General features: G+C 67.9%; 16 protein-coding genes. 11 read left to right on the top strand and 5 right to left on the bottom strand.

Annotation, left to right across the window (positions count from 1 at the left end; translation table 11 throughout):
• Window positions 1-10 precede the first annotated feature (10 nt).
• Entirely contained in the window at window positions 11-1,891 is a 1,881-nt protein-coding gene (locus BM199_RS17635; protein WP_091674355.1) for a bacterial transcriptional activator domain-containing protein, read from the bottom strand.
• A gap of 707 nt (window positions 1,892-2,598) precedes the next feature.
• On the opposite strand from BM199_RS17635, the gene BM199_RS17630 reads away from it, so the two are divergent.
• The 7 genes from BM199_RS17630 (at window position 2,599) to BM199_RS17600 (ending at window position 9,638) form a co-directional block, all read left to right on the top strand.
• Complete coding sequence (locus BM199_RS17630) at window positions 2,599-3,009, top strand: cold-shock protein (RefSeq protein WP_091674354.1); 411 nt, start codon at window positions 2,599-2,601, stop codon at window positions 3,007-3,009.
• 276 nt (window positions 3,010-3,285) lie between these two features.
• Window positions 3,286-4,290, top strand: coding sequence for a ferredoxin family protein (locus BM199_RS17625; RefSeq protein WP_091674353.1), 1,005 nt, complete (start codon window positions 3,286-3,288; stop codon window positions 4,288-4,290).
• Window positions 4,291-4,350: 60 nt separating this feature from the next.
• Window positions 4,351-5,283 (top strand): ABC transporter substrate-binding protein, encoded by a 933-nt coding sequence (locus BM199_RS17620; protein ID WP_091674352.1) that lies wholly within the window; start codon window positions 4,351-4,353, stop codon window positions 5,281-5,283.
• Window positions 5,280-6,332 (top strand): FecCD family ABC transporter permease, encoded by a 1,053-nt coding sequence (locus BM199_RS17615; protein ID WP_245788427.1) that lies wholly within the window; start codon window positions 5,280-5,282, stop codon window positions 6,330-6,332. The genes BM199_RS17620 and BM199_RS17615 overlap by 4 nt, the downstream gene beginning before the upstream one ends.
• A gap of 11 nt (window positions 6,333-6,343) precedes the next feature.
• Window positions 6,344-7,399 carry a FecCD family ABC transporter permease gene (locus BM199_RS17610; RefSeq protein ID WP_218160356.1) on the top strand — a complete coding sequence of 352 codons (1,056 nt, stop codon included), beginning with the start codon at window positions 6,344-6,346 and terminating at the stop codon, window positions 7,397-7,399.
• Between the two features lie 13 nt (window positions 7,400-7,412).
• A complete protein-coding gene (locus BM199_RS17605) occupies window positions 7,413-8,267 on the top strand; it encodes an ABC transporter ATP-binding protein (RefSeq protein ID WP_091674350.1) in 855 nt (284 codons plus the stop codon).
• 237 nt (window positions 8,268-8,504) lie between these two features.
• Window positions 8,505-9,638: a BTAD domain-containing putative transcriptional regulator gene (locus BM199_RS17600; RefSeq protein ID WP_091674349.1), complete on the top strand. Its 1,134-nt coding sequence runs from the start codon at window positions 8,505-8,507 to the stop codon at window positions 9,636-9,638.
• 54 nt (window positions 9,639-9,692) lie between these two features.
• Here the strand turns inward: BM199_RS17600 and BM199_RS17595 are convergent, their stop codons facing one another.
• Both BM199_RS17595 and BM199_RS17590 read right to left on the bottom strand, forming a co-directional pair.
• Complete coding sequence (locus BM199_RS17595) at window positions 9,693-10,823, bottom strand: S1 family peptidase (RefSeq protein ID WP_091674348.1); 1,131 nt, start codon at window positions 10,821-10,823, stop codon at window positions 9,693-9,695.
• 86 nt (window positions 10,824-10,909) lie between these two features.
• Window positions 10,910-11,668: a thaumatin family protein gene (locus BM199_RS17590; protein WP_091674347.1), complete on the bottom strand. Its 759-nt coding sequence runs from the start codon at window positions 11,666-11,668 to the stop codon at window positions 10,910-10,912.
• A gap of 260 nt (window positions 11,669-11,928) precedes the next feature.
• Between BM199_RS17590 and BM199_RS17585 the strand changes: the two genes are divergently transcribed.
• From BM199_RS17585 to BM199_RS17575, 3 genes are all read left to right on the top strand, one after another.
• Window positions 11,929-14,310 carry a helix-turn-helix domain-containing protein gene (locus BM199_RS17585; protein WP_177242665.1) on the top strand — a complete coding sequence of 794 codons (2,382 nt, stop codon included), beginning with the start codon at window positions 11,929-11,931 and terminating at the stop codon, window positions 14,308-14,310.
• A complete protein-coding gene (locus BM199_RS17580) occupies window positions 14,307-15,125 on the top strand; it encodes a glycoside hydrolase family protein (protein WP_091674345.1) in 819 nt (272 codons plus the stop codon). Before BM199_RS17585 ends, BM199_RS17580 begins: the two co-directional genes overlap by 4 nt.
• Before the next feature lie 160 nt (window positions 15,126-15,285).
• Window positions 15,286-15,927 carry a hypothetical protein gene (locus tag BM199_RS17575; protein WP_091674344.1) on the top strand — a complete coding sequence of 214 codons (642 nt, stop codon included), beginning with the start codon at window positions 15,286-15,288 and terminating at the stop codon, window positions 15,925-15,927.
• A 65-nt stretch (window positions 15,928-15,992) separates the two neighbouring features.
• On the opposite strand, the gene BM199_RS17570 is transcribed toward BM199_RS17575, so the two are convergent.
• Together BM199_RS17570 and BM199_RS17565 are read right to left on the bottom strand one after the other, a co-directional pair.
• Window positions 15,993-17,507 carry an MDR family MFS transporter gene (locus BM199_RS17570; protein ID WP_091674343.1) on the bottom strand — a complete coding sequence of 505 codons (1,515 nt, stop codon included), beginning with the start codon at window positions 17,505-17,507 and terminating at the stop codon, window positions 15,993-15,995.
• Window positions 17,508-17,702: 195 nt separating this feature from the next.
• Entirely contained in the window at window positions 17,703-18,800 is a 1,098-nt protein-coding gene (locus BM199_RS17565) for a hypothetical protein (RefSeq protein WP_091674342.1), read from the bottom strand.
• Window positions 18,801-18,957: 157 nt separating this feature from the next.
• Here BM199_RS17565 and BM199_RS17560 point away from each other — a divergent pair, with 157 nt between their 5' ends.
• Window positions 18,958-19,752 carry an ArsR/SmtB family transcription factor gene (locus BM199_RS17560; RefSeq protein WP_091674341.1) on the top strand — a complete coding sequence of 265 codons (795 nt, stop codon included), beginning with the start codon at window positions 18,958-18,960 and terminating at the stop codon, window positions 19,750-19,752.
• Window position 19,753: the final 1 nt, after the last annotated feature.

Genomic DNA, 19,753 nt, shown 5'->3' with positions numbered 1-19,753 from the left:
CTGGTCATACTCACAACAGCCACAACTCACGATCGCGCCTGAGTTGCGACAGCAGAGCGCTGGTCTCGGGCTCCAACCGAGCATGCCGCACACCCGAGGACAACTCCGAGAACATCTCCTGCACGGCTCGGGGTAACTTGCCCGCGGCGTGCTGATGATGGAACAGCAACAACGTTCGCCACAGGCCTTCTGTCGCCGGAAACAGGGAAATCCCCTGCCGCAGGGTCCATTCGACGAGCGCGAGATTCCGTTCCTTCTCGGCGAGTTCGGCGGCACGGCGCACGGTGTGCACAACGATCGACGTCGCTCCCGACGTCAGCGCCATCACCTGCTCCGCGTACGGGCCGACGCCGCCAGGGGCGAGCGGGCCACGGATGAGCGCGAGCGCGCTGTGCAACCGAGCCAGCTCGTTGACCGGTTCCGCCGCGTCGACCAGTGCCTGGAACAGGTGCCAGTCGACTCGGACGTCCGCGGGTATCCGCCAGTTGCCACTCGCCTCATAGACCATTGGCAACCGGGACTGCCCGATCGGTAGCCACACGTAGTCACCTGCCACGGCCTCGGCCGGCGAAACGCCAGGCATCGCGGTGGCAAGCGCGGCCGTCGACAAGCCGTCGGGCAGCAGACTTTCCAGGATCAGTCGGGTGATCACCGGGTCTCTTGTGGTCACGTCCGCACCAAGGGCGACGACCTCCAGTCGTCCGAGCAGGCGCACCTCGACCACTGCGGGCCACAGCGCGGCCCGCTGGGCGTCGGTGGTCACCGGCGCTGCGAGCGTCCGGATCGTGTCGCTCCAGGCACGCGGCAACACGACACCACGTCGGAGAGGTTCGCGTGGCTTCTGCGTCGGCACCTCGATGACCTCCGCCGAAATGCTCGGATACGCACCAGCGGTTGCTTCCCGGTCGTTCGCCGGAGGCGCGGCCGGCCTGCTGAGCACGATCGTCGGCTCGTCGTCGGAGGTCGCCCTCGCGGGAATGAGCAGGTCGTCTCGGTAATCGCCGAAGAGCCGCAGTTGCGTCTTCTCGACCTCAACCACCGCCGGTGTGACGGACAGCCCCAGAGCGGGTACGGACAGGGCGTCCTCGGACACGGCCTCCAGGATCCAGCCCGCCAACGCGGAAGGGCCGACACAGAGGGCGGTGCTTCTTCCACCCGATTCGGCGAGCAGGGCGCGCACCCGTTGCGCATCCCTGCCCATGGGTGGTTGCGCCAGCACGATGACCGAGCCCTGCACCGGCTCCACCGCGTCCTCACTCCGGAGCTCCGCCAGTGTTCGCAACGACGTCACGCGTCCTGGCTCCGGAACACGCACGTCGGTCTCGAAGCCGACCAGCACGACGTCGATCTGCCGCGACCACGGGTTGCTGACCAGATCGAACACGAAACCGTTGGCGATGCGGCAGGCCAGTCCCTGGTCACCGCTGATGCTGATCAATCCGGGGGCGGCCAGCAGGTCGACCAGCACACTGGCGTCACCGGCGGTACCGACCTGAACGAATGCGGTCCTGGGTGGCGGGCCGTGGTGTAGCTTGCCCAGCTCGGCGAGATCGGCCTCCCAGCTGCCCCCCAGCGGACCACCCGCGGCCAGCTTCCAGGGCAACCGCGGCGGGGTGGCGGCAGGGCGGACGAAACGGACCAGTACTTGACTCCCGCTCACCATCACGGTGTGCGCCCTGGGAGCGTTCAACTTGGCCAACATCGACAGCGCGGATTGCACCGCGACAGCCAGCGCCGGATCCCGCACCTCCCAGCTGCCCGGTGCCGTCCCGGAGCCCTCGCGGCGGCGGCGCCATTTCCTGCGCGCCACATCCGTGCCTGCCGCGACGATTCCGACAACGACACACGCAGCGGTCACCCACAACACGAGAACGAACGCCTGCTGGTGCATGGGTGGTTTCCTGCGCTCCTGTGTCGCCAGTTGGTGAAGTGGATGAAGACGGCCGGGTCAGTACCGGGGAAGACAGGCTTCGGCAGTCTCCCGGCGGGGGATGTGGCGCTGCGCGGGCACGGGAGCCCGCCGACACAGGGCCTCCTGGGAAGAGATGGTCCCGGTGTCACGGTCCACAACGGTCTCCTGCAACCAACCGGTTCCGCCACAGTCGCCGCATTCCGGATCATGCATCGTCATTTTCGGACCCTCCATGGTCGAGCATCGGGCGCAAGCGTCCCTACCTTCCGAACGGACGCACGACCGCGCTGGTGTTGACTCGAGTTCCGGACAGTTCCCATGGTCCCGGCCGACGCTGCCAATCGCGGTTCCAGCGAGGTTCGAGAGCCGAGGAAGAAAACAGCAGGTCAGGCGGATACGCAGCGGCCAAACCGCAGTTCGTACGGAGGAGCTACGGGGCCCGGAATCGGGTACGGACGCGCTGACCCGCAGGACCGGCAGCCACGTCCAATGTAGATCGCATCCTGCTGCGCCGATCGGCCTAGGCACGCGGCCGGTCCTGCGCGCGGGAGGACGGGTCGCACCACCCGACCTGCGCACGCACGCCGTCACCCCAGGTCTCCGTGGCCCTTCGATAGCATCGCGCCGGTGGAGCTCACCGGCTGAGCAGCACCTGATCAGTACAGCCAGGAAGGGATGGGGTCGGGATGACGTTGACCACGGGCAAGGTCGTGCGGTTCGACGAGTACAAGGGATACGGCTTCGTGGCACCGGACTCCGGCGGCGAGGACGTGTTCATCCACGTCAACGACCTCACGTTCGACAAGAGCCACGTGACGCCCGGTCTGCGGGTCCAGTTCGAGATCGAGGACGGGGAGCGCGGTCTCAAGGCGTCCAGGGTGCGCCTGCCGGAGTCGGAGGCCCGCCGGGCGGCGCCGATGAGCGCGACCAAACCCGTGGACGACGACATGTGCGATGTGCTCTCGGAACCGGAGTTTCTGGAAGAGGTCACGGAGATCATGCTGCGTGCCGCCCCGGCCATGACGGCCGGGCAGATCGTCGCGGTTCGCGAGGAGTTGACGCGCGCCGCGCGCGCCCGTGGCTGGGTGACCGGCTGAACGCATGGCGGCCATCCGCGCAGCAATTACGTGCGCGGATTCCCCTGTCGCGCATCTCGGCTTCGTCACTGTTCGTCGAACCGACATCCGGGCACCCGAATGGTGATGGTGACGTCGTAACTCGAACCTTCTTCATTATTGCGGTTTCCCCTTGAGTACAAGGGTTCGAGGACGGCGCACCAACCCGTCGGCGCGGCACTGCGCGGGTTTAGCGGTGCCACGAGTAGGGTAGGCTAACTAAACAAGGTGCCTTTCCGTTTCGAGTTGAGGTCGACGATGTCTTCTGTTGCCGCGCTGAACGCTACGCAGTCCGTCGCGCGCCTGGGCAGAAGCAAGCGTGTCGACGCCTGCGCGGCGGTGAGCGCAGGTCTCGGGGAGCCGTTGGCCGGAAGTGCGGGGACGACCCGCGCCTGGTTGCTGCTCGAACACCCCGGCCCGTGGCCGATCGGCGCGGTCGAGCAGGCGGTGGGGGGCGACCTGGTGGCCGAGATCCAGCGGAGGGCGCCCGGGGTACGAGTGGTGCTGATCCGCCGTTCCGGCGGGCGCGATGTTCAGCGCCCGATCTGCGTGCTGGTCTACAGCTTCGGCCCTTCGCCGTGGATGCGTCAGGCCCGCATCGGCGACTACCGCGAAGTCCTCGACATCGATCTCGAGGGCCTGGCCGCCGGGGTCGAACCTGACTTCGGACATCCGCGCTCGGATCCGCTGTTCACCGTGTGTACCCACGGGAAGCGAGATGCTTGTTGTGCCGAATTCGGCCGCCCCGTGCTTCGCGCGATCGGCGGCGAACACGACGAGGCATGGGAGTGCACGCACATCGGCGGGGACCGCTTCGCGGCCAATCTGGTGTGTTTTCCGCACGGCTTGTACTACGGCCACCTCAACCCGATCTCCGCTCTCTCGGCGGCGAACCGTTACCGCGACGGGCGTGTCCAGCTGGCGAACCTGCGCGGCAGATCCGGGCAGCCATCGTCAGCTCAGGCCGCCGAGCATTTCGTTCGGGAAGCGACCAATCTCGACGGCGTGGCGGACGTGGTCGCGGCCTCACCGATCGAGATGGGTGACGGCTTGGTCGAGGTCGTGGTGTCGGCCGGCGACCGGCGGTTCGCGGTATCGCTTCGGCGGGAGCCCGTGGGGCACGCGGTCACGGACGGTTGCGGCCAGGTCGAACCCGTGCAGCGGCAAGCATGGGCGTTGCTCGGGTTCGCGCACGACAACCGTGACGGTAACACCGTCCAGAAGGTGGACCAGGTCTTGGCACCCAAAACGCGCTTAGGTTAGCCTTGCCGAACTTGTCGCCCGAATGGGAGGCGTTGTCGACGAGGACGAAAGGCTTGCCGCATGCGCCGATCGATCGGCCTTTTTCTGGTTGCTCTGCTCCCACTGGCCGCCTGCTCCGGCCAAGCCGACGACGGCGAGGGTGCGGGAAACACCCGAACGGTTCAGCACGTCAAGGGGGAGACGCAGATCCCCGCCGCCCCGCAGCGGGTCGTGACCTTGTGGGCACCGACGCTGTCCGCGATGGTGGCGCTGGACGAGCCGCCCGTCGGCTACGCGTTCAACGAGGAACCCATCCACGGCGTGGATGTCCCCGAGGGCTACGACATCGGGCAGATGAAGCACGTCGGCCACTCACAGGAGCTGGATCTCGAGAAGGTCGCGGGGGTCTCGCCTGACCTCATCATCGCCACCGACCTGCACGAGGAGGTATACGACCAACTGTCCGGAATCGCCCCCACCGTGGTGCTGCGGTGGCCTGGGTCCAGCGGTTGGAAGCAGCATCTGACCGACGTGGCCGAGGTGCTGCAGCTGCGGGACAAGGCCGACGAGGCCGTGGCCGAGTACGACGCGCGGGTCGCGGAGGTCGCTGAGGCGGTAGGCGATCCGGGCGGAACCGAAGTGTCCGTTGTCCGCTTCCACACCGAAGAGCTCCGCCTCGAGGTGCGCAACTCGTTTGCCGGCCAGATCGTCGCGGACGTCGGGTTTTCCCGGCCCGCAGCGCAGGACGTAGCGGAAGAAGGCTCCGGATTCGTCCCGATCAGTCTGGAACGCTTGCCTGAAGCCGACGGCGACGCGATGTTCGCCTACACCATCGCCGACGGCGACGAGGACAAGCCCAACCTCCTCGAGCGGGCACGTCAGAACCCCTTGTGGGGCAACCTCGAAGCCGTGCGCAACGACCAGGTCCATCCGGTCGACTACAAGACATGGATCGCCAACAACTACATCGCCGCCCAAGCCGTCCTCGATGATCTCGAGGAAGCGTTCGAGTGACGCCTGCTCCGGCCGCGGCGCCACCGCGCGACCGGCAGCGCGGGGTCCTGCTCGCCAGTCAGTGGCGAGTCGCGGGAATGGCCGGTGCCGCGTGCCTGTTGCTGGCGGCGTGTTGCGCCAGCCTCGCGCTCGGTTCGGTCCCACTGCCGGTGGGCACGGTGTTCGAGGCGGTGTTCGCCTTCGACGGCTCGAATGAGCACCTCATCGTCCGCGAGATGCGGCTGCCACGCACGCTCATCGGACTCGGGGTCGGAGCAGCTCTCGCGGTCGCCGGTGGCCTGATGCAGGCGGTGACGCGGAACCCGCTCGCCGAACCCGGCATCCTCGGCATCAACGCGGGGGCGGCCTTCGGCGTCGTCGGCGCCGTTCACCTGTTCGGAGTCGTCAGCCCTACCGGGTACGTGTGGTTCGCCTTCGCGGGAGCGGCCCTCTCCGTCGTCGTCGTGTACCTGCTGGGTGGGACAGCCCGTTCGGCGACGTCGCCGGTCAAGCTCGCCCTCGCCGGCGTGGTGGTCACGATGTTGCTGCACGCCTGGACCACACTCGTGCTGGTCTTCGACCAGCGAACCCTGGACGAGGTCCGGTTCTGGCTGGCCGGATCGCTCGCGGGGCGTGGCGACACGGTGCTCGCGCTCACCGCGCCGCTGTTGCTGACCGGTCTCGCCGCGGGCCTGCTCGTCTCTCGTCAGCTCAACGCACTGAGCCTGGGCGAGCAGATGGCCTCGGCCCTGGGGCAGCGGACCGTCCGCGTGCGGATCAGCTGCGGCGCCATCGTCGTGGTGCTCGCGGGTGCGGCGGTCGCCGCGGCGGGGCCGATCGGCTTCGTCGGGCTCGCGGTACCGCACATCGCACGCGCGCTGGTCGGGCCGGACTACCGCTGGATACTGGCATACGGCGTGCTGCTCGGGCCGGTTCTGCTGCTCGTCGCCGATGTCGCCGGCCGGATCATCGCCCGTCCTTCCGAGGTCCAGGTCGGAATCGTGACCGCGGTGCTGGGCGCCCCCCTGCTCATCTGGCTCGTTCGGCGCAGGAAAGTGGCGAGCGTATGACGAGTGGTGCCGTGGATCGCAAGTCCGCCCGGCGCCGTGCGGGGCGGATTCCCGTGCGGCTGGTTCGCGTCCCGATCAGCACGCGGATCAGCGTCCGCACGCTGATACTGGTGATCGCGGCGGTCAGCGCCGCTCTGGCCACGACCATGTGGGCGTTGACGCTGGGCTCGACCGAGCTTGCGCTGTCCGAAGTCCTGCGGGCGGCGGCAGGCGCCCCCGCCGAATCCGGCCACGACTTCATCGTGAACTCGGTACGCCTTCCACGGGCGATGACGGCGGCACTCGTGGGCGGTGTGCTCGGTGTCTCCGGCGCGATCTTCCAAGCCCTGGTGCGCAACCCACTGGCGTCTCCGGATGTCATCGGCGTGAACAACGGCGCCGGATTGGTGGTCGTCTTCGCCATCGTCACGGCGTTGCCCACCGCGGTGATTCCGCTGGGGGCGTTCATCGGGGCGACGGTCACCGCCTTCGTCGTCTATGCGCTGACCTGGCGATCGGGAGTGTCGGGTACGCGCCTCGTGCTCGTCGGTATCGGGATCAACGCGATAGCGGGTGCGCTCACGACGCTGCTCATCGTCCGGTATCCGGTGGACCGGGTCTCACTCGCGGTGTGGTGGCAGGCCGGAACATTGCACGGCTCGGAGTGGGGCGATGTCATCGTTCTCGCGCTCGGACTTGCGGTGTTGCTTCCGGCGGGCCTGTGGTTCATCCGCCACGCGGGAATCCTGCAGTTCGGCGACGACGCGGCGCGAGCGCTCGGGGTGCGTGCCGAGTACGCGCGTGCCGCGTTGCTGGTCGTCGGCGCCGGGCTCGCGGCACTCGCGGTGGCGGCCGCCGGTCCGATCGGCTTCATCGCGTTGATCAGTCCGCACATCGCAAGGATGCTCGCCGGCCCGGCCACCGGTGGGGTCCTTCTCCTTGCCGGCGCCATCGGGGCGTGCATGCTGTCAGCAGCCGATCTCGTCGCGCAGCATGCGTTTCCCGTCGCGCTGCCGGTCGGTGTCCTCACGGCGGCCGTCGGTGCACCGTACTTCCTGTTCCTGTTGGCCCGTACGAATCGCTCATGAGTTCGGAATCGCCATGACCTTTGTCAGTCGTTTGCACACCGAGTCGCTCGATCTGGGTTACAAGGGCACCGATCTCATCGTGTCCGATCTGTCCCTGCAGATCCACAGCGGACAGATCACCGTGCTGTGTGGACCCAATGCCTGCGGGAAGTCCACACTGTTGCGCGCGCTCGCCCGGCTGCTCGAACCGCGTCGCGGGGTGGTGCACCTCGACGGCCAGAAGATCGCGACCCTGCCGACCAAAGAGGTCGCCACCCGGCTGGGGCTGCTACCGCAGTCGCCGTCGGCGCCGGACGGGATCACGTTGGAAGACCTCGTCGCGCGGGGCCGGTTTCCGTATCAACGGTTCTTCCGACAGTGGAGTGAGGAAGACGAGGCCGCTGTGGAGTCCGCACTGGCCATGACCAACACGACGGCGTTGCGGCACCGGCCGGTGGACGAGCTCTCCGGCGGGCAGCGGCAACGGGCCTGGATCGCCATGGCCCTCGCGCAGGAGACCGACATCCTGCTGCTCGACGAACCGACGACGTACCTCGACCTCGCACACCGGGTGGACGTGCTGGATCTGCTCGCCGAGCTGAACGAGACGCGCTCCCGGACCATCGTCATGGTGCTGCACGAGCTCAACGAGGCATGCCGCTACGCCCACCGCATCGTCGCGATGCGCGACGGCCGGATCCACGCCGAGGGCAGCCCGTCGGAGGTCGTCACCGCCGAGCTCGTCCGTGCGGTCTTCGACCTGGAGGCAGTGATCGTTCCTGACCCGATCACCTCGACACCGCTGGTGATTCCGGAAGGGCGGCGGCTCCGGCGGTCCGCGGGACGCCATGGACTACAGGACGTCGAGGGCGGTGTTGCCGGGGCGTGAAGACCGGGGTGGCGGCAGTACCGACGCGGACCGCCTTTGCCGGGCCTCCCCCGGACCGCACTTTTCCGGGAAAGTGCGAGGCCTTGCTCGTCACGCCGGTATGCCTGGCCGATTCTCGGATTCCCGGTACGGGCACCGGCCATCGATGGCCGGTGCCTGACCTGGTCCCGGCACCAGCTCGAACGCCAGCATCAGGCAGGCCACGAGCAGGTAGCCACGTGCGGAAGGGATGGCGAGATGTCCACCGGTTCGATGCTCGGGAGAGGCGCCGTTCCCGCTCCGAAACATCCGGGCGACGAGCTGATCGACGCGGCGCGCGTCCTTGCCAGAAACCGGCGGGGAGCCCGCCTTGGCTCCACCTGCGCTCCCCCGGAACCACTCACCGCGCGCGAACAGGAGGTGCTGTGCGCGGTCGGCCGTGGTCTGAGCCCCGCCGAGATCGCCGCCTCGCTGGCCGTTTCCGAGACCAGCGTGCAGGCCCGCCTATGGCGGATCATCAATCGCCTCGGTCTGAGCGACTGGGCCAGCGCCATCGTCTGCGCCTTCGACGACGCCGCCACCCCGGTTCAGAACTCGTTTCCTGCGGACACGGTCCCCCGGCTTCGGCTGTCGGTACTCGGCCCCCTACGGGCATGGCGTGGCCAGGAGCGGATCGACCTCGGGCCGGTTCGCCAGCAGGCCTTGCTGGCCGCGCTGGTGCTGCGCCCGGACGTGACCGTCAGCCGACGAGGGTTGCTCGACGCGGTCTGGGGGCTGGAACATCCGGCCGCGGAGGTGGTGCCCGTGTACGTGTACCGGATACGCAAGTGCCTGCGACGCGACGATGATCCCTGGGACGCGGTCATCGGCCGGGAGCGGGGTGGTTACCGGTTCGCCAGCCGCGGTGTCCAGGTGGACTCGACACGGTTGACCGAGATCACCGCCGAAGCGCGCGTTGCCCGCGACGGAGGCGATCTCGGCACCGCGGTGGGCCTGTACACCGGCGCACTCGAACTGTTCCGGGGCGAACCGCTGACCGGTCTGCCGGGCCCGTTCGCGGAAGGGGAACGGCGACGGCTCAACGAGCGCAGGATGACGTTGGTGTTCCAGAAGCTCGACTGGCAACTGCGGCTGGGCCGGCACGGCGAGGTGATCGACGAACTGTCCGCACTGACGTCGGCACACCCACACAGCGAGCCACTGGCCACGCTCTCGATGCGCGCCCTCTTCGACAGCGGTAGACAGTCCGACGCTCTCGCGGTGTTCGTCCGGCTACGCAATCGCCTGGTGGACGACCTGGGTGTGGAGCCGGGCGAGACGGCCAGCCGGATGCATGGTGTGGTGCTGCGCGGCGACGAAAGGGTCCGGCGTGACCGCACACGCGATGGTTGACCCGCCGGGTCACGTCGTGCGCACAATTTCGCGCCCGGCGTGACCCGGCGACGATCACGCGGTCACCAGGGACAACCCGTACGTCTGCAGAATCTCGTTCACCGGCTGGAACCAGGTCTCGCCGCCGGAACCGCAGTTGCCCCAGCCGCCGGACGTGACTCCCTGAGCCTGGTCACCGGTGATGAACGAACCGCCGGAGTCTCCTGGCTCCGCACAGACACTCGTCTTGGTCATCTGATGCACCGCGCCCTCGGCGTAGTTCACCGTCTCGTTGTGCGCCAGCACGGTGCCGCAGTGCCAGTGCGTCGTCGATCCGGACCGGCACACCGAGGTGCCGACCGGTGCCACCCACGAACCGCGGACCAGCGCGTCGCTCACCGTGCCCCAGCCGAGCACCACCGGCTCGGTCCACCAGCCGTGGCCGATGCCGACGAAGGCATAGTCGTCGCCGGGGAACGAGGAACCGCGGAACGAGCCCATCGCCGAGCCGTCCCAGCCGGTCACCGAACTACCGGCGCGACCACAGTGGCCCGCCGTCACGAAGCCGCCGTGCACCGAGAACCCGATCGAACACCGTACGTTCCCGTTGATATAGAAGGGATCACCACCGACCGTACCGGCCGCGAGGGACACCGGCTTCGGCCCGGTCTCCACGGTCACCGGCCCGGCCGCGCGGGCACGGGCGAGAAACGCGTCCAACTCGGCACCCGATGCTCCATCCTGGACAGTGACCACCACACTGCCGAGCCGGTGATCGGCACGCCAGCCACTGATCGCTGCCGGCGCCGGAGCCTGCTCGACACCGGCATCGATCGCGGCCTTGACCGCATCCAGCCGTGCGGCGCTGATCTCGGCTGGTGCTGTCACCGCACCGGTCCTCTCCACCGATTCCGCCACCGCGGAATCGGTAAGGCCGACGACGAGCTTGCCAAGGGCAGGATCGAACCAGGCACCGCCGAACGCGGCACCCGCCGCCTGCTGCGCGGCGGGCAGCACCCGGCTGGCAACGGCTTCGTCGGCCAGCCGGGTGCGTGCCTCCGCCACCGTGAGGCCGAGATCGCGTTGCATCGCCGAGACGAGCCCCGGGGACATGGCGGCACCAGCGGTGCCGATGGCGGTTCCGGTGGTGATGGCGGTGAGCGCAAGACAGGCCGTTGCGGCCAGCGAAAGTAGCGTTCGACGCATCAGAACTCCTTATGGGTGGGGTCCGGGAGTACGACGTGCCCAACAGAGCTTGGGTTGACGTCTGATTATTGTCTAGACCATTTCGGTCAGATTCCGCGATGGAACGTCACGGTGAAACCGCTGCACTCCCGGCACTGCCGCACGACCTGGTTTCCCGGCTCGGTGTCGTGTTTGGACCAGGAGTAGGCCTTCGGGCAGCGACTCGCGACGGCATCGCTGTACGGAGTCCTGGCGTCCCGGTTGGGACTGGTACACAAAATCGCCCTACCGGTTCCGTCCCTGGTCAGGTTCTCGGGCGGACAGACTTCCAGCAACCGGTTCGAGCAGCCGACATCCTCGCACTCGGTGGAGTCCGGCGGCACCCTGGCGTCGCGAGGCTCGATGGTGATCGGCAGGGACACGGCGTTGACGTAGCTGACGTTGTACCAGGGAGCCAGCCCGTCGTTGCGGTCGAAGTTGAACTCCGCCAGACTCGCCGGCTGCTCGCCCGTGACACACCGGTCGGCCAGGTTCCCGCAGTCCCCGACCACACAGTGGAACGTGCTGCCGGGGCTGCCGGTACAGCCCTGGCGGGCGAAGAACTTGCCACGCCAGTAGGCCGGGTCACCGGACTCGGGGATGGTGACGGTCGCCTGCTGGCTGTCGTGCAACATGGGCAGCCCGGTGAGATTTCGCGATCCGTCGGCGTTGACCGCGCTGCCGATCCAGATCGGTTCACCGGAACGGTTGACGAAGGTGACAGTGTGATCGGCCGCCGCCGTCGCCGTGCCGGTGCTGACGGCATTTCCGGACAGTGCGGCCGCGACCGTCATCAGGGCCAGCGCCGCGGACAAGATCCTGCGCATTTTCCGCCTCCTGGGCTGCTTGGTGCTCGCCATCGACTTTGGCCCGCCTGTGCCTTTCCGGTCTTCACGGTCCGACCACAGAACTTTCGTCGGGTTCCGCACGACAAAGCGAGACAGGCTTGCGCCGAGCCGGTTGACGCACTCGTTGCCATGCTTATGCTCGCCATGTGCCGAAGCAGTCCATGGCGACGCCGTCGCACGTCTGGCGCAGTCGCGCAGTCGCATCAGCACCGGCGACTCAGTGCCCGTCCACTCTGGCGATGACATTGACGAACGCAGGCAAACACCTCCCCCACGCCGTCCGGCAGGCCGAACGGGCGCTGTCCGACTCGCGCTGCCTCCGCAACGCCGACTGTGTCTTCGACGCACTGACCGGACTCGTGCTCGCCGGTGAACTGGTCATCGCGAACGACGCCGTGACACACCTGGAACACCTCGGCCGCCCGGACAGCTCCTTCACCGACCGCCTCACCCTCGTTCGCGGCCGGACGGCCCGCCGCCTTGGCGACCTGGACACCGCATGGAACCTGTACGAGTCACTGCACACAACGGTCAGCGATCCGGCACTCAGGCCAACCGTCGTCGCCGAAACCACAGAACTACTCCGCGATCGGGGCGAGCCGGTCGCCGCGCGGGCCGTGCTGACCGAGCATGGCGTGGATCGGCGAGGCCGGGAACCACCTCGAAGACCTGAGCTGCTGTGTGCCCGCGGGGCGATCACCATGGCCGCAGGCGACTTCGGTGCGGCGCTGGCCGATCTGCTGGCCTGCGGGCAGAAACTGCTCCGGCGGGGCGTGCTCAACCCCGCGAGCTCGCCCTGGCGGCGCAGGGCGGCCTGGTGTGCCCATCTCATGGGCAACGCGCGGCTGGCGACCGAGCTCGCGGAAAAGGACCACAACGCTGCCCTGCTCTGGGGCGAGCCGCGGACCATCGGGCTGGCGCTGGCCACCCTCGCCGTCGTCACCGGCGCCGAGAACGAGATCGAGTTGCTCAGCGAGTCCACGGAACTCCTCGAGACTGCCGGAGCGGGGTTCGAACTCGGCGAGATCTCCTACGGGTTCGGCAGAAAGCTCGTACACAATGGCCAGCAGGCCTTCGCCCGCGAACAGTTCAACAAGGCTGTCGCCCAGTTCCGGCGCTCCGGGAACCTCCACCGCACCGCACGGGCCGAGGCCGAGCTCGCGCAGCTCAGCACGCCGCCCGAGGCAGAACTCACGCGCAATGAAATGCGAATCGCGAGTCTGGCAGCCGTGGGTTACAGCAACCGCGACATCGCCGCGAAGCAGTTCCTCGCGGTCCGCACGGTGGAGTGCCACCTGTCCCAGATCTACCGGAAACTCGGCCTCCGCTCCCGGGACGAACTCCGGACACGGATGTTCGATCAGGTCGGCACCAGCGTGCCGGACACCACGGCTTTGCCGTACGTGCCCGGCGGCATCGCCCTCGCCGCCATGGCCGGTGCACCATCACCGGAGCGGGCCTGTGCCCTGCGCGCCGTCATGCTGGCGAACCAGGGCAGCGATCGAGCGGATGTCGTCCGGGATGCCGTGTTCGTCCTCCAGGCTCCGGACGGACGCGACCTGCTGTCCTTCTGGTGCGCCGTTCTGGCCCTCTTCCACGCCGGTGCGACGGATCTCGCCGCACAGCACTGTGATCGCGCCGCGGCTACTCCCCACCCGGACGCGGACGAGGTGTACCGGGAGTGCGTGACCGCACTGCGGGGGCGACTGGCCTGGCTGCACGGCGACCCGGCGACGGCCGCGGATCTCCTGCGCGGTGTGGCCGACCGCAACGTCCATCCACCACTGCGCGATCTGCTGACGGCCTGGCAGGTAGCCGCCTCGATCGACCTCGGCGACCTCGACGAGGCCCACAGCCTGATGCTGAAAGACAGTTACCACCCTTCCGCACCCGACTTCGCCGACGCGCCGGAACTGTTCGCCGCACTGGGCAGCCTGGAACTGGCGGCTCAGCGCCACGACATAGCCCGGGCGGCGTTCCTCGCCAGTGGAAGCCTGCTCACCGCGGCCGGGGTCCGCAATCCCGCCGTCATTCCGTGGCGGTCGCAGGCCGCGCTGTGCGCGGACGCCACGGGACGGCGCAGGCTGGCGGTGGTTCTCGCCAACCGGGAACTGATGCTGGCTCGACGATGGTCCGACACGCGGACGGTGGGTGTGGCGACCCACGCCTGTGCCGTGGTGGTGGGTCGGACACCCGACGACGTGCGCGAAGCCGCCGACATCCTCGCCGACTGCCCGGCGAGGGGGGAGTTTCTGCGGGCGCGCTACGACTACGCCCAGTTCCTCAGCTCCGCTCGCCGGTACGGGGAAGCCCGAGCGGTGCTGCGGACCGTCGGCGACCACGCCGCGAAGTACGGCTACCGAAGATGGTCCGACCAGGCGAAGGCGACACTGCACCGGCTGACCCAGCAGGCCAGGACCCGTCTGACCACACAGGAATGCAAGATCGCGGAACTCGCGCGGGCCGGGCTGAGCAACCGCCGCATCGCCGAACAACAGCGCCTGACCCTGCGAACCGTCGAATTCCACCTGTCTAGCGTCTATCGCAAACTCGGAATCTCCGGCCGGCGTGAGCTCGCGATCGTACGAACTCCCGCACCCGACCAGCCGGAGGCACCATGACTTCATTCGTCCGCGGGCTCGCGGTGACCGTGCTGGCGCTGCTCAACACCCTCGCGTTGTGCTCCTCGGCCGCCTCCACCGAAGCCCTGGCCGGCAAGAAGGGGGTCAGCGTGAACACCGTCGCCGGGGTGAACGAAGCCCTTCGCGACGTACGTGTCGACTGGTTCTACAACTGGGCCGCTGATCCGCAGGGCGTCGCAAAGCCGGGCGATACCGAGTTCGTGCCGATGATCTGGGGCTCTGGTTCGGTAACCCCCCAGCAGTTGGAGAGGGCCAAGTCGCTCGGCACCACCCTCCTGGGATTCAACGAACCGGACATGGCCGGACAGGCGAATATGTCGGTCGAGCAGGCTCTCACGCTGTGGCCCCAACTCGAGTCGACGGGGATGCGCCTCGGCGCTCCCGCGGTCGCCTTCGGCGGCGACCAGCCCGGCGGCTGGCTCGACCGGTTCATGAGTGGTGCCGCCGCCCGTGGTTCCCGGGTGGACTTCATTCCCCTGCACTGGTACGGCAGCGACTTCTCCCCGGCCGCGGTCGACCACCTCCGGGGATACCTGCGGGCCGTCCACGAGCGATACGGCAAGCCGATCTGGCTCACCGAATACGCACTTATCGACTTCACCCACGGCACACCGCGCTATCCGACGGAGGAAGAGCAGGTCGCCTTTGTCAAGAACTCGACCGCCATGCTCCAGGGGCTTCCGTTCGTCGAGCGCTACGCCTGGTTCACCCTGTCCACCGCGACCGCACCCACCGGCCTCTACGACGACGCCCGCGCCAACGCCAGTGGGACGGCCTACCGCTCAGCAGGCTGATCCCGCCGAGCGCCCTGCTGACCTACGGCAGTTGGAGCGTTCGTCGTCCTGATTGGATGGTTGTGCGGCACCGGCGACCGCGGCGCCCGGAGCACGCGGGCCGCATCTAGGGTGAGATCGTGCACGGGCGGTCGATCGGTATCGCGGGAGGCGACAGGACATGACGTTCGCCGTGGGGATCTTCGACCTTTTCACCTACACGGTTCCTGGCTTGTCCTACCTGTCACTGTTCACCTATTTGGCTTGGCGGTTCGGTCTGGTCGACGTCCAACTGCTCGGCAGGTCGAACACGCTCGTCCTGGTGATCGGTGTCGTCGTGGTGTCCTACGTCCTCGGCCATGTCGGCGAGGGGATCAACGCCATTCTGCGACGCATGGTTCGCCGGCGGGAACTGCCCAGTGGCGCCGATGCTCGTACCGAGTTCGTCGGCCGAGTCCCGGCCGCCGTGGGAAGGTCCTTCGTCGATGCCGACCGGGCCATCCTCCTGGCGGCCATATCCTTACACGAACGGGAACTCGTCGCCGAAATCGACCGGCTCAGGGCGAGTGGGCTGATGATCCGCGGAATCGGCGCGACATTCGTGCTCGGCGCGGGAGTAGCGGCTGTGGAAGTGTTCACCGGCGGACGCTGGCTCATCGCCTGCCTCGCACTCTTGACGCTGTCACTCATGGCCATCGCGTCGTTGCTCCAGTCGCGGAAGATGCACCGATGGGCGGACCTGCGAATACTCGAGATCTGCTTCTGGATCCCGGACATCGACGAACGACTGCGAGCTCAGCAGTTGACAACGAAAGCCGCATAGGCGAGCGCCGATTCGCGGGCGCCTGGGCAGCCGTTGACCTGTCACGACTGTCCGGCGCCCTTCGGTCACGTCTCGGCGGCGGCGACGAACTCCTCCTCGTCCGTGTCTCCGCTGGCGGGTTGCCCGGCGTCGTCGTCCTCGCCGTCCTCGGCGGCGCCGGCCTCATCCGCCCCGCGTAGCAGCAGCGCAACCGCGACCATCGCCAGGGCGATTCCTGCTCCGACGGCGAACGCCAGCTTCATCCCGCTCAACTGCGCCGGCGCGGCAGCGACGCCGTCGGCGACCAGGTGGCCGGAACGCGCGGACATCACGGTCACCACCAGTGCCGTACCGAACGCCGCGGCGAGTTGCTGCAGTGTTCCGAGCATCGAGCTGCCGTGCGAGTACAGGTGCTGCGGGAGCGCGCCCATGCCGAGGGTGAAGACAGGGGTGAACGTCGCTGCCAGGCTCACCATGAGCAGCGCGTACAGCCCCAGGACCTGCCAGTAGGAGGTCGTCATCGAGATCTGGGTGAATCCGCCCAGGGCCAGCACCACGCCGATCGAGCCGGGGAGCACGAGCGGCTTGCTGCCGAAGCGGTCGAACAACTTGCCGACGGTCGGTCCCAGCAGGCCCATGGCCAGGCCGCCCGGCATGACCAGCAGGCCCGTTTCGAGCGGACTGAGCCCACGCAGGTTCTGCAGGTACAGGGGCAGCAGGATCATCGATCCGAGCATCGCCATGAACGCGATCGCCATGAGGGTCAGCGCCAGCGCGTAGGTGCGGTACCCGAGAGTGCGCAGGTCCATCAGCGGCACACCCTTGCGCTGCAGCGTGAGCTGACGGACCGCGAACACGGCGATGGCCGCCAGCCCGGCGACGACGACGCCGATACCGATCCCGATCTGGCCGTCGGCCTCCCCGAACCTGCTCAGGCCGAACACCAGGCCGCCGAAACCGAGTGCGGCCGTGCTGACGCTGAACCAGTCGATGGAACTCACCTGCGGCTCACCGATGTTGTCCAGCTTGCGGAGCCCGGACCAGCCCACCAGTGCCGCGATGGGCAGCACGACCACGAACAGCAGGCGCCAGGAACCGAACTGCAGTATCAGTCCGGACACGGTGGGCCCGAGCGCGGGCGCCACCGAGATCGCCAGGGTGACGTTGCCCATCACCCTGCCGCGATCGTGCTGCGGCACGACGATCATCAGGGTGGTCATCAGCAACGGCATCATCACGGCCGTGCCCGCGGCCTGCACGATTCGGCCCAGCAGCAGCACCTCGAAGGTCGGCGCGACGGCGGACAGAGCGGTCCCCGCGAGGAACACCCCCATCGCGGTCGCGTACGCCTGGCGCGTGGTGACCCGCTGCAGGAACCAGCCGGTGATCGGAATCACGGCGGCCATCGTCAGCATGAACGCGGTGGAGACCCACTGTGCCGACTGCTCGGTGACATTCAGGGAGTCCATCAGCCGGGGAATGGCGTTGATCATGATGGTCTCGTTGAGGATCACCACGAACGTGGCCAGCACCAGCAGCCGCACCACGGCCGGTGTGCGCCCCGCTCGCACGGCCGGTCGTTCCTGAATCGCATCTGACATGGCAGTACCTCGCTGGGTCCTCGGTCACCGTCGCCTCGCAGCAAGGCCGCCGGCACGGACTGGATGGGTGTCACCGATACAGACCGGCACGCTTGGTCAAACTCATCGGCGGTCGCGAGTGTTCCTCATCCTCGCGCGAACCTCATCCGAATTTCGATCACACCCAACGCGGCGCTGATCGTTTTCGCTACGAGTTCAGTCTTGCCTCCGCGACGGCGGAGTCAGCGCGCGCAGTGTCCGCTGCAGCCGGGCGAGCGCGGGGGGCGCGTGCTGGCCGACGGCGTCGGTGATCTCGTCGAGGACGGCCCAGTACTGCTGTTTCTCTTTCCAGTCGATGGTGATCGAGGCGATTCGCGCGGTGCCGCAGCGCACCGCCAGGCGAATACCCACCACGGTGTGCTCACCTTCGTAGGCCGGCTGGTCATCGAGGCATCGTGCGGCGGCCAGTTCTTCGAGTAGCGCGGCGTGCTCCGCCCGGGCGGCGACGTACGGATCCGGTCGGCGGTCCCGCACGGCGTCAGCGGTCCGCTGCAGGGTCATGGCGACAAGTGCCACGATCCCGGCCTTGACGACTTCCTTGATCACCGGCTCCCCGACCGCCAGCGCGGCCACTGGTGCGGCGCCGACGGCGACGCCCACGAGCACGGCGATCTTCACGATGAACCGAAGCAGGCGGTCCAGCAGCCCGTGGTCCTGCGCGGCCTCCGCCTGCCACAGCTGTGTGCGCAGCTGCTCGACCCCCTTCAGCGCCGCATGTCGCTCACCCGGGCTCAGTCCGCCGTGCCGGACGAGTGACGCGACCACGGTGTCGACGTTCTCTGACGGCAGGTCGAGGATGTCCGCCACCTCATCGAGCGGCAGAGCGGCCAGACTCGACATCGCCACCAGCTGTGGCATGGCCTCTTTGACGGTTTGCCGGGAGCGTCCGCGGGCGGACAGCCGCAGCTGCGCCTCGGCATTGGTGAGCAGGTTGTCGAGATCGCCGACAACCTCGCGGAGCGCACGGCCGGCGAGCCGGGTGTCGCCGACCGCGCGGGCGGCCGCACGGGTCTCCTCGTGCTCGAGTAGGTGATCCAGGGCAGGTGGGCCGGCCGGGGAGGTCATCTCCTCCGGACGCACACGCCGGTCCCCCACCACACCGGCAACGGGCTTCTCCGGGGGCTTCGCTGGCCGCGCGTCCAGCCGCTCGGCCTCTTGGCGCGCCCGCGCGACGACGGAAGTCTCCTCGGCCTGTTTGCGCCGGAGATCGTCGAACAAGTCCCGTCGCTGCGGACCAGGCGTGAAGTAGCTCATCGTCCCCCCTGCGAACAGCCGACACACTATTCAACCGCGAGATCGAGCTCGCTCAGTCGCGCCTGGCAGGTTACGGCCAGTGCCGGGGATTGACATGCAGCCGTCTGGCTGCCTAAAGTTGAAGGCAGCCAGACGGCTGCATGTTGGGAAGTGCGAGATGGACGAGGTGTTCAAGGCGCTGGCCGATGCCAGTCGTCGCCGGTTGCTCGACGATCTGAACGCACGCAACGGGCAGACCCTGCGGGAGTTGTGCGCGGGGCTGGACATGGCGCGGCAGTCGGTCAGCAAGCATCTGGCCGTGCTCGAGGCGGCCAATCTGGTGACCACCGTCTGGCGTGGCCGCGAGAAGTTGCACTACGTCAACGCCGAGCCGATCAACGCGATCGCCGAGCGCTGGATCGACCGCTATCACCAGGGACGAATCGACGCGCTCACCGATCTGAAGCAGGCATTGGAGCAGGAGTCCATGAGCGACAACGAGTTCGTGTACACGAGTTACATCAAGACCACGCCGGAGCGGCTGTGGCAGGCGTTGACCGACCCGGCGTTCACGAAGCGGTACTGGGGTTGCGAATTCACCTCGGACTGGACCGCGGGATCACCGATGACCTGGCACCAACTCGGTGAGCAACTGGAAGATCCCGAGCAGGTCGTGCTGGAGTCGGAGCCGTATCGGCGGCTGTCGTACACCTGGCACACATTCACGCCGGAGTTCGCCAAGTCGGTCGGTCTCGACAACGAGGTGTCAGCACGCGTCGCGGCCGAGCCCCGGTCGAAGGTGACCTTCGACATCGAGCCGGCCGGGGAAATGGTGAAGCTGACGGTGATACACGAAGGATTCGCGCCGGGCAGCACGGTGCTGGAGATGGTCAAGGGCGGGTGGCCGTCGATCCTGTCCAGCCTCAAAACGCTTCTCGAGACCGGGGCGCCGTTGCCCGAGCCGGTGGAGTGAG

It is taken from the genome of Amycolatopsis marina, assembly GCF_900111885.1.
Classification (GTDB): domain Bacteria; phylum Actinomycetota; class Actinomycetes; order Mycobacteriales; family Pseudonocardiaceae; genus Amycolatopsis; species Amycolatopsis marina.
The sequence above is the reverse complement of the archived record's forward strand: the minus strand, read 5'-3'. Positions and strand labels throughout refer to the sequence as shown.